The organism is Algoriphagus confluentis (genome assembly GCF_036245625.1).
Taxonomy (GTDB): domain Bacteria; phylum Bacteroidota; class Bacteroidia; order Cytophagales; family Cyclobacteriaceae; genus Algoriphagus; species Algoriphagus confluentis.
Genome location: NZ_BTPD01000005.1, coordinates 225,727 through 239,283, shown reverse-complemented (window position 1 = coordinate 239,283; position 13,557 = coordinate 225,727). Strand labels below are relative to the sequence as shown.

Below are 13,557 nucleotides of genomic sequence, written 5' to 3'. Positions count from 1 at the left end.
ATGAGTCCAAGTAACACAAACGAACAAGCCCTCGAATCCACCATCGAAAAGAGACTCACCGGAAGCTGCCTGGAAGAGTTGAAAGAACAGGGCACTTCAGTGGATAGTTGGGCGGATACAAGAGGACATTATCAGGCCGGATGCGGCTACTGGATTGGTGATCCCTGCCATTTTAATGCTCGCTTTGCCATAGATGAGGTTCGCCTTTTTGACTTTTTAAAAAAGACCCAAGAGGAGGAATTGGCAAAACTCCAAAAGCACTCCGATTGGAAATTGAAGATCCTGGAGCGAATTGATCGTACAATCAAAAGACACGGCGTACTCAAATTGTACAGAAAAGGATTAAGTGTGGATGATGCACATTTCACCTTGATGTATCCCCTACCCTTAGCTAGCAGCAGCGACAAAGTCAAAAGAAACTTTGAAGCCAATCAGTTCAGCGTCACTCGTCAATTGAGGTATTCGGTAGATAATCCCTTGCAAGAGATCGATATGGTCTTTTTTGCGAATGGGTTGCCGTTTGCTACGATGGAGTTGAAAAACCCTTGGACTGGACAAAACGCAAAAGTCCACGGGCAAAATCAGTACAAATACGAGCGGGACATTACTCAACCGCTCTTAAATTTTGGAAGGTGTATTGTACACTTCACTGTCGATACGGATGAAGTCTATATGACTACCAAACTGAACGGAAAAGACACCTTCTTTCTGCCCTTCAACTTAGGGGACAACTTTGGCAAAGGAAATCCCATCAATCCCTTAGGACATCGCACGTCTTTCCTCTGGGAGAATGTTTTTACCAGAGAAAGCATCGCCAATATTATTCAGCATTTTGTCCGTTTTGACGGAAAAGACACCACCCCTTTAGCCAACAAAAACCTATATTTCCCCCGGTTTCACCAATTGGATGTGGTCCGAAAGCTCGTGGATCATGCAAGCAAGCATGGAACCGGACAAACCTATCTGATCCAGCATTCTGCAGGTTCTGGAAAGTCCAACTCCATCACTTGGGCGGCATATCAATTGATCGAAACCTACCCCATTTCCGATACCATTCCCGGAAGTAAAGGAACTTCAAATCCTTTGTTTGACTCGGTAATCGTCGTGACCGATCGCAGGCTATTGGATAAACAGCTCAAAGAAAACATCAAGGAGTTTTCGGAAGTGAAGAACATCATAGCTCCGGCACAATCCTCTGCTGACCTGAAGCATGCGCTGGAATCGGGAAAGAAAATCATCATCACGACCATTCAGAAGTTTCCATTTATTGTCGATGGGATTGCAGACATGAGTGATCGTCGATTTGCAGTGATCATCGATGAGGCCCACAGCAGTCAAAGTGGCACGGCAGCCGGAAAAATGAACCAAGCAATGGGTTCTACAAAAAGTGAAGTAGATGAGGATAGCGAAGATCCCCAAGACCTGATTTTGGAGGTGATGAAATCCAGAAAAATGAGGGATAATGCCTCATACATGGCATTCACAGCCACCCCAAAACCAAATACCTTGGAACGATTTGGAATCAAGCAAGAAGATGGGACTTTCAAACCTTTCCATCTCTATTCCATGAAGCAAGCGATTGAGGAAGGTTTTATCCTGGATGTGCTGGCTAATTACACGACCTACAAGAGCTATTACGAAATCAAAAAGTCAATAGCCGACAATCCGAAATTTGATACCGTCAAGGCTCAGAAAAAGCTAAAAGCCTTTGTAGAGCGAGATGAGGAAACCATCGCTACCAAGGCAGAAATCATGATCGACCACTTCCTTACTAAAGTGGTCAATCCAAAAAGGCTAAAAGGAAAAGCTAAGGCCATGGTGGCAACTCAAAGCATTGAATCAGCCATTCGATATTACTTTGCCATCAAGGAAATATTAGCCAAAAAGGGAAATCCTTTCCGAATAGCAATCGCCTTCTCAGGTACCAAAAAAGTAAATGGTATTGAATATTCTGAGGAAAGTATTAATGATTTTCCAGCCAATTTGGACACTGGAAAACCAACTGATCCAGGCTATATCACCGACAAAATCGCGAGATACTTCGATTTGGATGAGTACAGGATTTTGGTTGTAGCTAACAAATACCTAACAGGCTTTGATCAACCTAAACTTACAGCTATGTATGTGGACAAGAAGCTTCAGGGAGTCTTGGCAGTGCAGGCGCTATCCCGTTTGAACCGATCTGCAAACAAGCTGGGTAAGAAAACAGAGGATCTATTTATTCTGGATTTTTACAATTCGACTACTGAAATCCAAAAATCCTTTGACCCCTTCTACACGGCTACCTCACTAAGCAGCGCTACGGATGTCAACGTCTTACATGAGTTGAAGGAAAGTTTGGACAGTTCTGGAATCTATGAATGGCTTGAAGTGGAAGATTTTGTCCAAAAGTATTTCAAAGGATTGGATGCCGATAGACACTTGAGCCCAATTATCCAAGTTGCAGAAAGCCGATTCAACTTCGAACTTGAACTAGATGAAAAGCTAAAAGCGGATTATAAAATCAAGGCCAAGCAGTTTGTGAAAATCTATGGACAGATGGCGTCCATCATTGATTTTGAAGTAGTGAATTGGGAGAAACTCTTTTGGTTCCTGAAATTTTTGATCCCAAAAATGATCATCAAAGACCCTGAACAAGACTTATTGGACGAACTCTTGGATTCTGTGGATCTTTCTACTTATGGATTGGAGCGTGTAAAATTGAATGAGGCTATCGCCTTGGACTCAAAGGAAACAGAGGTTAACCCTCAAAACCCTAACCCACGAGGGGTTCATGGCGAAGGCCCTTCGAAAGATCCATTGGACGAAATCATTCAAAATTTCAATGAACGCTGGTTTTCAGGGGTTGAAGGCTCAGCAGAGGAAAAAAAGATCAAACTGATCTATATTCAAAAAAAGTTTCAAGCCCATCCTGATTTTGAGAAGAAAGTGCTTGAAAATAAGGATAGTCACACTAAGGACTTGGCCATCAAAAAGATCATGGACGAGGTAATGGCAAAGCAACGAAAAATGGATATGGACATGTACAAACTTTATGTCCAAGACGCTTCCTTTCTCCAAGGATTGGTGGATGCAATGAAAAGGATGTCGGGGGTGTGAACAATTTTGGTCTAGGACTTCCGAACCATAGTTGATTTTAGAAATTTTTAAAATAAAGTCTCTTAGCTTAGTATAGTGGGACATTTTCATGGCTCAAAGAATCATTCTATCCGAACCTTAGTTTACGCTCTCCGAATTTTAGTTGATTTTTTTTACGAACTGAAATGACATTTCTTACGAACTCAGAAAAATTTCAAACGATAACAATGAACCTCGATCCACCCTCATTTGGCCTTTGTAAATAGAACCTCTCCTATTGGAATTAAGCCAGGCCGCCATAAAAATGAAGGCATTGTATAGGGTATTATTTTTTCAGGGCATTTTTATGGACAACTTTAAACCTAAACCGTCATTGTCTCAGCAAAATCTGAAAAGGATACCCGCACTAATCTCTGCATAGCGCATATAACCACATTATATTATGAAAATGAAGGTATTTTCATCAATCCGAGCTCTGATTGCTCTATATTTCGCACTATAATATGATTTTTAATTGATTTTAAATATATCATCAGTAGATTAGCATCAAAATCACACTATAATGACAATTGAGGAAATTGGAGCTGTCATTCGAGAACGGAGAAAGCTGCTGGGAATTAACCAGCCGAACTTAGCCGAAATGGCACAAGTCAGCATCAACACGCTCTACAAACTTGAGCGCGGAGAGTTTAATCCCTCGGTGAAAATCCTTAACCAACTGGCAGAAGTCTTGGGTTTGGAGCTAAGTCTTGGTCTCAAAAAAACTGACCGATGAGTAGAGCAGCAGTCTTACGAAATGGAGAACAGGTTGGACTTTTGATCAAAGAAAGCCCAAAACGGTATCGATTCGTCTATGACGAGGCTTGGCTAAATGATCCTACCAAACCCTCGATCAGCCTTACCCTTCCCAAGGTTCAAAAGGAATTTGTCTCAGTACATTTATTCCCGTTCTTCTTCAATCTGCTTTCAGAAGGTGTAAACCTGAAACTCCAAGCCAGAAGGCTACAGATTGATGAAAACGACTTTTTCTCCCTCTTACTTCAAACTTCGACTACGGATACCATCGGGGCTGTCACCATACAAGAACTCTAATCCATGGAATTAAAACTGAACTCGTGCCCGATTACCCTTGCCAAAGGATTTGACCAATATAGCCCTTTAGGACTACGGCAACTTTTCGGTAGACGCAAGACTTCCCATTTTCTTTCCTACGAAAGTCACCAGCCCACCAACGAATCCGAAATGGAAGAGATGCTGGAAAACAGAAAACGAATCTCTATTTCCGGAGCCCAGGAAAAGCTTTCTGCAATTTGGGAAAAAGGAAGAGTCCGGCTAACCAAGGAAGGAGAAAAAGGAACCTATATCCTTAAACCGATTCCGCGAGATATGGATCGGATCGAAATGGTTCCTGCCAATGAACATCTGACGATGCAGATTGCAAAGCAAGTTTATGGTTTGAAAACAGCAGAAAATGGCCTTATCTTTTTCAGGAATGGGGAACCAGCATATCTGACCAAGCGATTTGACATTGATTCACAAACCGGCAAAAAGCTGGGCGTAGAAGACTTCGCTACACTTGCAGGTAAAACCAAGGAAACAGATGGAGAAGAATTCAAGTACAATTCCAGCTACGAAGCGATTGCCGATTTGATCAAAAAGTACGTAGGAGCTTATCCAGTAGCTTTGGAAGAATTCTGCAAACAGGTCGTTTTCAATTTCCTGTTTTCAAACGGAGACGCACACTTGAAAAATTTCAGTTTGCTGGAAACTTCTCAGGGCGATTATGTCTTAAGCCCCGCTTATGATTTGATCAATACGCGGCTACATGTCAAGGATCCTGAGTTAGCACTGAAAGATGGCTTGTTCAAAAATGAGTACTACACCCCAAGTTTCGAAGCCAATGGCTTTTTAGCCTATGACGATTTTTGGGAATTTGGTTTGAAAATTGGCCTGATCCAATCCAGGCTCACCAAAATTTTGAATGAATTCCGAACACAAAAATTGGGAGTGGAAGATATGACCAACAGAAGCTATCTGGACGAAACCTGTAAAAAACTTTACTTGGACACGCATCAGACCAGGCTAAAGGCATTGAATAGTTCATTTTTAAAGTTGATTTAAGAAACCTCTCAGTATTTAAAGGTTAAAAACAACTTTTCTCTTGAAGAATTGAGAGTTATCCACCGAGATCCTTCTCTTTTTAACTGAAATTTCACGTTCGATACAGTGTGAATTTCAGTTCTGAATATCCATCTTACCTACAAGAGTAAATTTCACTCCTGTTTTTTTAAACGAGGGTAAAAAATGATTAAATTTACCCTCGTTGCTTCTACGAGTGTAAATTTCACCCCTATCACCTACCATGTTCAATAAAACTATCCCCTACAACGATCTCCCCTTGCTGCCGCCTAAGGCAGAACTGGAAACAAAACCGATTTTACTGAAAACCATTTCGGCAAGTAGGGCTTTGGCCCAATTGAACGGAGCTATCCGAAACCTGCCCAATCCAACATTTTTTTTAGACACCATCCATCTTCAGGAGGCCAAGGCAAGTTCTGCCATCGAAAATATCATCACCACCAACGATGACTTGTACCAAGCCCTGATTGCAGATAAAAAATTTGAAAGCCCGGAAACGAAAGAGGTTATTAGATACAAGGAAGCACTATGGATGGGCTTAGAACGAATGAAATCAAGACCTTTCATCACGACCAACCTTTGTATCGAACTCGTCCAGACAATCAAAGGAAATACTGCTGGAATACGTACAACTCTTGGGACAACTTTGTCAAATACTGCTGGAGAAGTAATCTATACTCCCCCAACCGGTGAGGAAGTAATTCGGGAAAAACTGGCCAACTGGGAGAAATTCATCAACGAAGACAATTCCTTTGACCCTCTGATTAAAATGGGGTTGATGCATTACCAATTTGAGGCGATTCACCCATTTGCCGATGGGAACGGACGAACCGGAAGAATTCTCCTGTTGCTTTTCCTCAAACAGACTGGACTACTTGAAATTCCGGCAATCTATCTCAGCGAATACATCATCCAGCACAAAAATGATTACTACCGTCACCTACGAGAAGTCACAGAGCAGGAGGATTGGGAGGGATTCATTATATACATGCTGGAAATGGTCGAAAAAACCGCCAATCATGGGCTAAAGAGATTGGATCAGGTCACTAAATTGATGGAACACACTGCTGAACAAATTCGAATTACTTTGCCTAAGGTGTATTCCAAGGACTTGGTGGAAATTATTTTCCGTCTTCCCTATACCAAGCGACAGTTCTTAATCGATGCTGGACTTGGCACTCCAAAGACGGTAGGCAACTACCTAAGCGAGTTGGAAGCTGCAGGATTTTTGACTTCCAAAAAAGTAGGGAAAGAGAAACTCTATCTAAACACTCCCTTAATGAACATTCTTGAAAACAGCTCACTCGAGTAATCCAAGTACCTGTCATCGATCAAATTTAATTGCGTGTACTCCGGGTTCGAATCCCCTCTCTTACCGTTCATCACAATTTTTACTAAAACAAGCGGGTTGGAAAAATCGAGACCTACAGCTGTTTCACCAACACAAATCCCTGTTTATCAGGTCAATAAAGTCAATTATTCGAATCCCTCCTCCTCTACAAAAAAGCCAAGCGAGATGCTTGGCTTTTTTCATTTGAAACTACCAAGATTCAAATTGAAGTTTTTGACTTTTGATTACCTCAAAGAAAGCTTCCTAAGTCATTCCCCGGATTTACTGATCAAAAAAGTAAAATCCAAAAATCCCTAAAAATACCTCTTAACTAGGGACTGCTGGCTTTTAAGGAAACAATTAGGCCACCCTTGTCTGAGAATAAAGATCATAAGCTGCTACCAGAACCTGATTATCCACTGAAATGCCGTATTTACCATATTCCTCAATCGCATTTCGCTCCTCAGCGAAAACAGGGAAATACTCTTGGTCCAATTCGTTCCATATAATCAATAAATAGGCATAGGAAAGCGGACTGCTTCTCCCCTGCTCCATCCAAAGCTCAAACTGATCTTCTGAAAGGGATTTAGGATAGTCGGGACTGTCAAACATACTTGGAAATTTGCCCGAAAGGTAAAAAAAGGAAACTTTGAATAGTCAATTCCAGCTCAAATTGGCTGGTATTAATCCAGGTTTTCCTTTTTCTTGTTTTTCTCCTGAAAAAAATCGCTCATTGCCTGAAGATCCTCATCCATGCACAAGGGCATGAAATCAATCCGAAACTCCTCATTTTTTCCCCTGCGCTTTCTGAGAATATCCTCTCTTTTAGCTTGCACTTTTTCGGAATGTTTTTTCAAAATAAACCTGTTTTTAAAATAGATCATAAAATAGCTTTTCACACATTGGAAAGGCTGGTAGTCAATAATCACCCAATTGGATGCCAAACTTTATTCCCATCTGAATTTTTCCTCACGCCGATAAAAATTAACAGGAAAAAGTACCCACTTGAAGGCTTAATCTTTGCCTTGTAATTACTCAAAGTTAAGGATTGAGGAGGGTAGAAAAATACCCAGTACTGGGTATTTTTTTTATTTTCGAAGGAATTTGTCCGACATTTTTCTTGCTGACATCCACAAAAAACAGAGGATATCATCCGAAAACGGCCTTCCCCCTGCGGAGCTAATTTCTTTGATCAGCGAAACAGTTTTTCCTTAAAAATTTTTGAAAGATCAAAATTCCTGGATCAAACGATAAATTTTGTTTTCCTGAATGCTTGAATTTCTATCTCTTGGAAAAGCCTGAAGGAAGCCTTGAGAAGTGGGCCAAGGCATAAAATGACTAAAACGGCTCTCAAAAATTTCCTGTACAAAGCTGAATTTCCGTGTATTCAAATCCAGTCGATAAGAATGAATCAAATCATAAATCATCAAATGTCCATTCCAGTGGCTCAGCCGTACATTGAAATCCAAAAACTCCGAAAAGCCCGCAACAAACTCCACTTCCCCACCTACCCGATATCGGCTCACCTGCAAAGGAGACAGGCTGGAAAGAAAATAAAAATAATCTCCCACCATGGTCCAGTGAATCGCATTTCTCACTTCTGTAGGCACACCAATAGGACTTAGTGTCCATTGGTCAGTTTGCGGATCATATTCCCGAAAATTCAAGTAATTCAGCATCACGGCATAGATCTTCCCCTGAGCAGAAAAGGTTTTTACGACGTAGGAAAAATCAAAGGGAAAGTCAGCCAGTCGCTCCCACCTGCCTGTCTGTAAATCATAGCGATGAAAATCCCGGTGGTTGATCACATCATTGCTCGTATACTCGATACCCAGTCCGTAGTAAATGTACCGGTCATTCAGCCCTTGAAGCATTTCCGAGCTACGGATAAATGGCTGATTGGATTCATCTCCAAATGCCTCCAAAGAGCTGTTTCCTACTTTCAACTGATAAAATTCATTCTGATCATTACCGTTTGATCGCCAAAAAATAAGCCGATCACCAAAGGGGTAATTTCTGTACTCATTAAATGAAGGGACATTGAGTCCGTCTTGGAATACTTCCCAAGAAGGAAGGATCTCGATGGGTTCGGAAAAGGTATTGGAATAAAAAGAAGCTGACATGGTGGCCTGGGCAGGTCCCGTTGACAAGCTTCTCACCTCTCCTTCGTATATGCCTCCCTCCAGCATCGTCAAGGGGAAAATTTCCTGCTGAAGGACATCACTGGCACTAAGTCTGAAAGAATAGGGAGTGGTCAAATCCGGATTGTTTGTAAAAATCCTAAGCTTGTCCCCTACATAGACTTGATTAGGCTCGATGGACTGAATAGAAGGTACTAAAATCGAGAAGACATCCACCAAGGTAACGGACTTGCCTCCGCTGTTGATCAACAAATCAAATTTCTCCTCAGTCGGCTGAAAATTGAACGAAATGCTTTCTACACTCATTACCAATTCCTGATTGGAGGCACTGATTAGGGTGACCCGATAATCGTTTTCAAGTCCTGGAATTCTTATCTCATTATTTTCAACCCGGGAATTAAAAAAATCTCCTTGGATCGTGATTAACGCATTTCTGTAAAACGCTGTAGGACTTACCTCAGTGACTACAGGCGGTGAAGTACCTAAGCTGTTAAATGGCAATAATTCTCCAAAGACTGTCACCCCTCCAGACTTTGCATAGGGACGAACCAAGTAATTCCTTTGATTGACCAAGTCATAATTAATCCTCAAAGAAACAAGCTTGTCCGATGGAGAACCCGTTCTGGAAACTCTGAATATATCAGCAAACTCAGTAGGATTTGAATTGGGTGTGCTTAAAAAATATTCAATCCCATACTCCTGAATCGGGGCTCTTCCTTCCTTTTTCACTTCAAAATCTACAGTCACTCCTGTTTGATTTAAATCTGAGATACCCAAACTTTCTATAAATGGATAATCCCGAAGGGAAATCTCTTCTTCTTGCCTGCAGGAAGTCACTATGAACAGAATAAAAACAATCCAAAAACCCAGGGAAAAACGCTTCATCAATTTAAAATTTATAACCTAAATAGAAGTTTAGCCCGGAAAGAGACTCTCCCTGATTGGCCCCGGAAGCCTGTAAATACCTGATGCCAAGAACAAGAGCTTTGCGATTAGGCAGATACTTGTCTCCTCCCAAACCAAATACACTCCCGGTAAAAGTCTCACCCAATTCTAAAGGCAAAGAAGAAGAAGTCACTTGATTTCCTTCTATCTCAGCCTGAAAAATTCCTGAAGTCGAATAGAAAGCTTGAATATAGACTAGGCCCGCTTCAGCAAAAAGACGAATCCGATTGGGATTCAGATCCAAATAATATCGAACCGTCAGCGGCGCCTGTATCCAAGACATATCTACAAATGCATCAGTCTGGTAATCTGCCCCCTGCCAGTTATATTCAAGATATTGTTGGGCATCCAACTGAGACCAGGCCAAACCCAGATTAAGAGACAGGGTTCGTTTAAACGTCAAATATACTTCCCCATTGATTCCCAAAACGGTCCCCATAGCCTGAATCTTGGCTTCTTCCAAACTTCCCGGTAATGAAAACCCTAAGGAGTTTGACCCTAGCCCTATATAGGGGGTCAGCGTGGCAAATCGGGAGTAAGTCCTCTCACTAGTAGCGGTGGCAGCCGTTTGTGACAAATAGACTAAGGAAGACTCATTTAAAGCGGTGATTTCAATTAGCTTATCCAAATCAGGGTTGGAGAATGCTTGTCGCAGGGTTTCCTTAAAATCTTTCCCAAGTGGGCGAAGTTCTTCTTTCACTTCCACGAAAAACAGAGAATTTTCCCCATTTAATTTCCAAAAAACAGCCATCTCGTAAGGCTTTGGCAATCTTTCTAAAAAGACAAGCTGATCACGTCCCTGCAAGTTCAGCTGTTTTCGGAAAAACTTCCGTTCAGATAGTTGAAATTCTGATATTTCTTCCACAGAAAAGCGACGAGGAGCATCCCGCCTGCTTCTAGAAAAAAGAATGATCCGATTATCTTCCAGCGGAAGCCCCGATATTTTCCCTTGGGTAAATATCGAATCGTTGAGGATCATATAGTCCGATTTAATGGATGTTTGGGCTTCGGTTTTTGAAAAGCTAAAAAGGCACAAAATCAAAACAAAAAGACTAAATCCAAATTTGGCTAAGGAATTTCTAAGACTGGTCAACAAACTATCAGAGGCTGAAATAAGATTAAATAAGTCCAAATGTAGCCAGAGTTCCCAATAGTTAAATAGATTACCGTGTTTTATAATAAAAATAATTGAACCTTTAACCAACACCATTCAAAATCAATCCCTCCCAAAGGGACAGATAAAAAATCCACAACTCAAGTGGGTCAAAAATTCTAAATATTTGGGGCAATATTCTAGTTTTATTCCTCCATGAACCGAGAGATTCTAATTGAAATAGTCACCCAAGTCATGCCCTTTGGAAAATACAAGGGCAGACTGCTTTGTGATATTCCCGAATATTATTTGGTATGGATGAAGGGAAAGGGGTTTCCTTCCGGCAAGTTGGGCATGCAGCTGAGTACGCTTTATGAAATTCGACTCAATGGTCTGGAAGGAATCCTTGCCGAACTGAAAAGAACCTACGGAAAGGGATAAAAACTTTACTTTATTCTTTCTTTTTGAAGCCGTTCAAACTCCTCAAGCAAAGCGATGAGTTTTATCCTCAGGTGTTTGTCTGAAATGTCCAAACCCATCGCAGAAAACTGGGTTTGAATAAATTTCAGGGCATTGTAAGGAGTCACTTGGATTTTATTAAAAGCGGCCTCTTCCGGGGTAAGAATATTATTGTACATGTCCATGAGGACATATCCCTTGTCAGAAGTACGCAATACCTCCAAGGCTTTGTCTATGACAGAGTTCCAATTCATAAGAAGAACATTCAGGCAGGAGCAGGTATACTCCGGGATTTGGTGTTAAGCAAGTCAAAAATAAGAGGATAAGTCCATTCAATGCATACCCTAAACCAAGTATTTGATGCAGTGTACACATTTTGTGAAAAAAAATCAGATATGAGCCAGAAAAAAAATTAAATGCTTGAAAGTCCTTATATTTGTCATACTAATTATTTGCATGACACAAGAACTATTTGCCCGCTATTCCTTCCTTCTCGACCGGACCGCGCGTCGAGTGAAGCAATATGCCCAACAGCAATTCAAGCAGGGCGAATTTGACGTGACTGTGGATCAATGGCTGGTCCTGAAGAATCTCTCCGAAAATGGAACGATGAGTCAGACTGAACTAGCCAATTTAGTCTTCAAAGACCATCCTACACTGACCAGAATTATCGACTTGCTTTGCAAGAAAGGGTACGTGGAGCGGGTCACGCATCCACAGGACCGGAGAAGTTTCCAGTTACATCTTACTTTCTCAGGGATTTCAAAAGTGAATGAACTCAAACCTCAAATTCTAGAAATCCGGGAAAAAGCCTGGGAAAACCTCAACGAAAAGGATTTCGAAGAATTCAAGCGGATTTTGAATACGATTTATGAAAATTTGGAAGGGCAAAAAATAGAAGATTAAAATAATTAGCATACTAATTATAATCACACAAACATTACTCCCCATCCGGGGTTAAAGGAGATAAGAAATGAACACCAATATGATCCATACAGATCTTTGCATCATCGGAGCCGGACCCGTGGGGCTGTTTGCAGTCTTCGAAGCAGGCTTGCTCAAAATGAGATGCCACCTGATTGATGCCCTGCCTCAGATAGGCGGTCAGCTTTCAGAAATTTATCCTCAAAAACCCATCTACGACATTCCGGGATATCCTGAAATCAAGGCTCAGGATCTGGTAGATAATCTGATGGAACAAGCCAAGCCCTTTCAGCCCACTTTCACCTTAGGAGAGCGAGTGGACCACTTGGATAAGCAGGCTGACGGGAGCTACATCATCACCACCAATGAGAAAACCAAAGTGCACGCCAAAGTGATCATCATTGCCGGTGGATTAGGCTGCTTTGAGCCTAGAAAGCCTGTCTTAACCAATCTGGAAAACTTTGAAGGAAAAGGGGTTACCTACATGGTCAAAAATCCGGAAACCTTTAGAGAGAAAAACGTAGTCATAGCTGGTGGGGGTGACTCTGCTTTGGACTGGACCATTTACTTGGCAAAAGTGGCCAATAGAGTGACTTTAGTACACAGAAATGAAACTTTCAGAGGTGCTCCTGATTCAGCATCCAAAGTGTTTGACTTGGCCAATAAAGGGAAAATCGATCTGATCCTCTCTGCCAACCTAAAAGAACTCGGAGGAAACGGAAAACTGAATTCAGTCACACTCGAAGGCAAAAATAAAGAGGAAATCAAGATTGACGCAGATTATCTGATTCCTTTGTTTGGTCTCAGTCCAAAGCTTGGACCTATCGCTGATTGGGGCTTGACAATCGATAAAAACGCCATAGAAGTAGATACCCGTGACTACTCCACAGGGGTGGAAAGAATCTATGCCATCGGAGATATCAATACCTATCCCGGAAAACTGAAGTTGATCCTTTGCGGCTTCCATGAAGCAGCCATCATGATGCACTCAGCATTCAAATATGTGTACCCTGACCAAAAGCTCAGCTTCAAATACACCACAGTAAACGGTGTCAACGCATTCTAAATCTACCCCAGCCATGATCAAATTCACCGTAGAGGACCAAGAAGGAAACAGACAAGAAGTCGAAGCTCCTGCAGATATGGGACTTAGCCTAATGGAAGTCCTCAAAGCATCGGAATACCCCATTTTGGCTACCTGCGGAGGTATGGCCTTGTGTGCGACTTGCCACGTGGAGATTTTGGAAGGAAAGGATGGGCTAGGAGATGCCACGGATGCCGAATTGGATCAGTTAGAAAACCTCCCAGAATACTTCCCTACTTCAAGACTTGCCTGCCAAATCCGCATCGGAGATATCCTAGAAGGAGCTGTGATCAAGCTGAGAGGAGAAGATGTGGTCTGATTGAAAATTAGAGATTGAAAATTTGAAAAAACCATCCGGAAACGG

14 protein-coding genes are annotated in these 13,557 nt (G+C 41.7%); 9 read left to right on the top strand and 5 right to left on the bottom strand.

Annotated elements, in window-relative coordinates; all coding sequences use genetic code 11:
- From AAA943_RS09320 to AAA943_RS09300, 5 genes are all read left to right on the top strand, one after another.
- Window positions 1–3,099, top strand: a complete 3,099-nt coding sequence (locus tag AAA943_RS09320) for a type I restriction endonuclease subunit R (protein WP_338223959.1) — start codon at window positions 1–3, stop codon at window positions 3,097–3,099.
- A gap of 541 nt (window positions 3,100–3,640) precedes the next feature.
- Window positions 3,641–3,853, top strand: coding sequence for a helix-turn-helix domain-containing protein (locus AAA943_RS09315; RefSeq protein WP_338223958.1), 213 nt, complete (start codon window positions 3,641–3,643; stop codon window positions 3,851–3,853).
- A complete protein-coding gene (locus AAA943_RS09310; RefSeq protein ID WP_338223957.1) occupies window positions 3,850–4,170 on the top strand; it encodes a HipA N-terminal domain-containing protein in 321 nt (106 codons plus the stop codon). The genes AAA943_RS09315 and AAA943_RS09310 overlap by 4 nt, the downstream gene beginning before the upstream one ends.
- A 3-nt stretch (window positions 4,171–4,173) precedes the next feature.
- A complete protein-coding gene (locus tag AAA943_RS09305; protein WP_338223956.1) occupies window positions 4,174–5,199 on the top strand; it encodes a type II toxin-antitoxin system HipA family toxin in 1,026 nt (341 codons plus the stop codon).
- Between the two features lie 241 nt (window positions 5,200–5,440).
- Window positions 5,441–6,529: a Fic family protein gene (locus tag AAA943_RS09300; protein ID WP_338223955.1), complete on the top strand. Its 1,089-nt coding sequence runs from the start codon at window positions 5,441–5,443 to the stop codon at window positions 6,527–6,529.
- Window positions 6,530–6,907: 378 nt separating this feature from the next.
- Here AAA943_RS09300 and AAA943_RS09295 read toward each other — a convergent pair whose 3' ends face one another.
- The 4 genes from AAA943_RS09295 to AAA943_RS09280 all read right to left on the bottom strand — a co-directional run bounded on the left by AAA943_RS09295 (window position 6,908) and on the right by AAA943_RS09280 (window position 10,612).
- On the bottom strand, window positions 6,908–7,159 hold the full coding sequence (locus tag AAA943_RS09295) for a hypothetical protein (RefSeq protein WP_338223954.1): 252 nt from the start codon (window positions 7,157–7,159) through the stop codon (window positions 6,908–6,910).
- Window positions 7,160–7,230: 71 nt separating this feature from the next.
- Entirely contained in the window at window positions 7,231–7,404 is a 174-nt protein-coding gene (locus tag AAA943_RS09290; RefSeq protein WP_338223953.1) for a hypothetical protein, read from the bottom strand.
- 372 nt (window positions 7,405–7,776) lie between these two features.
- Complete coding sequence (locus AAA943_RS09285; RefSeq protein ID WP_338223952.1) at window positions 7,777–9,573, bottom strand: Kelch repeat-containing protein; 1,797 nt, start codon at window positions 9,571–9,573, stop codon at window positions 7,777–7,779.
- 4 nt (window positions 9,574–9,577) lie between these two features.
- Window positions 9,578–10,612 carry an outer membrane beta-barrel protein gene (locus tag AAA943_RS09280; RefSeq protein ID WP_338223951.1) on the bottom strand — a complete coding sequence of 345 codons (1,035 nt, stop codon included), beginning with the start codon at window positions 10,610–10,612 and terminating at the stop codon, window positions 9,578–9,580.
- A gap of 330 nt (window positions 10,613–10,942) precedes the next feature.
- Between AAA943_RS09280 and AAA943_RS09275 the strand changes: the two genes are divergently transcribed.
- A complete protein-coding gene (locus tag AAA943_RS09275; protein WP_338223950.1) occupies window positions 10,943–11,167 on the top strand; it encodes a DUF3820 family protein in 225 nt (74 codons plus the stop codon).
- Between the two features lie 5 nt (window positions 11,168–11,172).
- Here the strand turns inward: AAA943_RS09275 and AAA943_RS09270 are convergent, their stop codons facing one another.
- Window positions 11,173–11,439, bottom strand: coding sequence for a hypothetical protein (locus AAA943_RS09270; protein WP_338223949.1), 267 nt, complete (start codon window positions 11,437–11,439; stop codon window positions 11,173–11,175).
- A gap of 202 nt (window positions 11,440–11,641) precedes the next feature.
- On the opposite strand from AAA943_RS09270, the gene AAA943_RS09265 reads away from it, so the two are divergent.
- From AAA943_RS09265 to AAA943_RS09255, 3 genes are all read left to right on the top strand, one after another.
- Window positions 11,642–12,091 (top strand): MarR family winged helix-turn-helix transcriptional regulator, encoded by a 450-nt coding sequence (locus AAA943_RS09265; protein WP_338223948.1) that lies wholly within the window; start codon window positions 11,642–11,644, stop codon window positions 12,089–12,091.
- 79 nt (window positions 12,092–12,170) lie between these two features.
- Window positions 12,171–13,175, top strand: a complete 1,005-nt coding sequence (locus AAA943_RS09260; RefSeq protein WP_338224071.1) for an NAD(P)/FAD-dependent oxidoreductase — start codon at window positions 12,171–12,173, stop codon at window positions 13,173–13,175.
- A gap of 13 nt (window positions 13,176–13,188) precedes the next feature.
- On the top strand, window positions 13,189–13,512 hold the full coding sequence (locus AAA943_RS09255; RefSeq protein WP_338223947.1) for a 2Fe-2S iron-sulfur cluster-binding protein: 324 nt from the start codon (window positions 13,189–13,191) through the stop codon (window positions 13,510–13,512).
- Window positions 13,513–13,557 lie beyond the last annotated feature (45 nt).

Coding starts and splice junctions, on each gene's coding strand:
- AAA943_RS09320 (WP_338223959.1), top strand. CDS start 1: ATGAGTCCAAGTAACACAAACGAACAAGCCCTCGAATCCACCATCGAA.
- AAA943_RS09315 (WP_338223958.1), top strand. CDS start 3,641: ATGACAATTGAGGAAATTGGAGCTGTCATTCGAGAACGGAGAAAGCTG.
- AAA943_RS09310 (WP_338223957.1), top strand. CDS start 3,850: ATGAGTAGAGCAGCAGTCTTACGAAATGGAGAACAGGTTGGACTTTTG.
- AAA943_RS09305 (WP_338223956.1), top strand. CDS start 4,174: ATGGAATTAAAACTGAACTCGTGCCCGATTACCCTTGCCAAAGGATTT.
- AAA943_RS09300 (WP_338223955.1), top strand. CDS start 5,441: ATGTTCAATAAAACTATCCCCTACAACGATCTCCCCTTGCTGCCGCCT.
- AAA943_RS09295 (WP_338223954.1), bottom strand. CDS start 7,159: ATGTTTGACAGTCCCGACTATCCTAAATCCCTTTCAGAAGATCAGTTT.
- AAA943_RS09285 (WP_338223952.1), bottom strand. CDS start 9,573: ATGAAGCGTTTTTCCCTGGGTTTTTGGATTGTTTTTATTCTGTTCATA.
- AAA943_RS09280 (WP_338223951.1), bottom strand. CDS start 10,612: ATGATCCTCAACGATTCGATATTTACCCAAGGGAAAATATCGGGGCTT.
- AAA943_RS09275 (WP_338223950.1), top strand. CDS start 10,943: ATGAACCGAGAGATTCTAATTGAAATAGTCACCCAAGTCATGCCCTTT.
- AAA943_RS09270 (WP_338223949.1), bottom strand. CDS start 11,439: ATGAATTGGAACTCTGTCATAGACAAAGCCTTGGAGGTATTGCGTACT.
- AAA943_RS09265 (WP_338223948.1), top strand. CDS start 11,642: ATGACACAAGAACTATTTGCCCGCTATTCCTTCCTTCTCGACCGGACC.
- AAA943_RS09260 (WP_338224071.1), top strand. CDS start 12,171: ATGATCCATACAGATCTTTGCATCATCGGAGCCGGACCCGTGGGGCTG.
- AAA943_RS09255 (WP_338223947.1), top strand. CDS start 13,189: ATGATCAAATTCACCGTAGAGGACCAAGAAGGAAACAGACAAGAAGTC.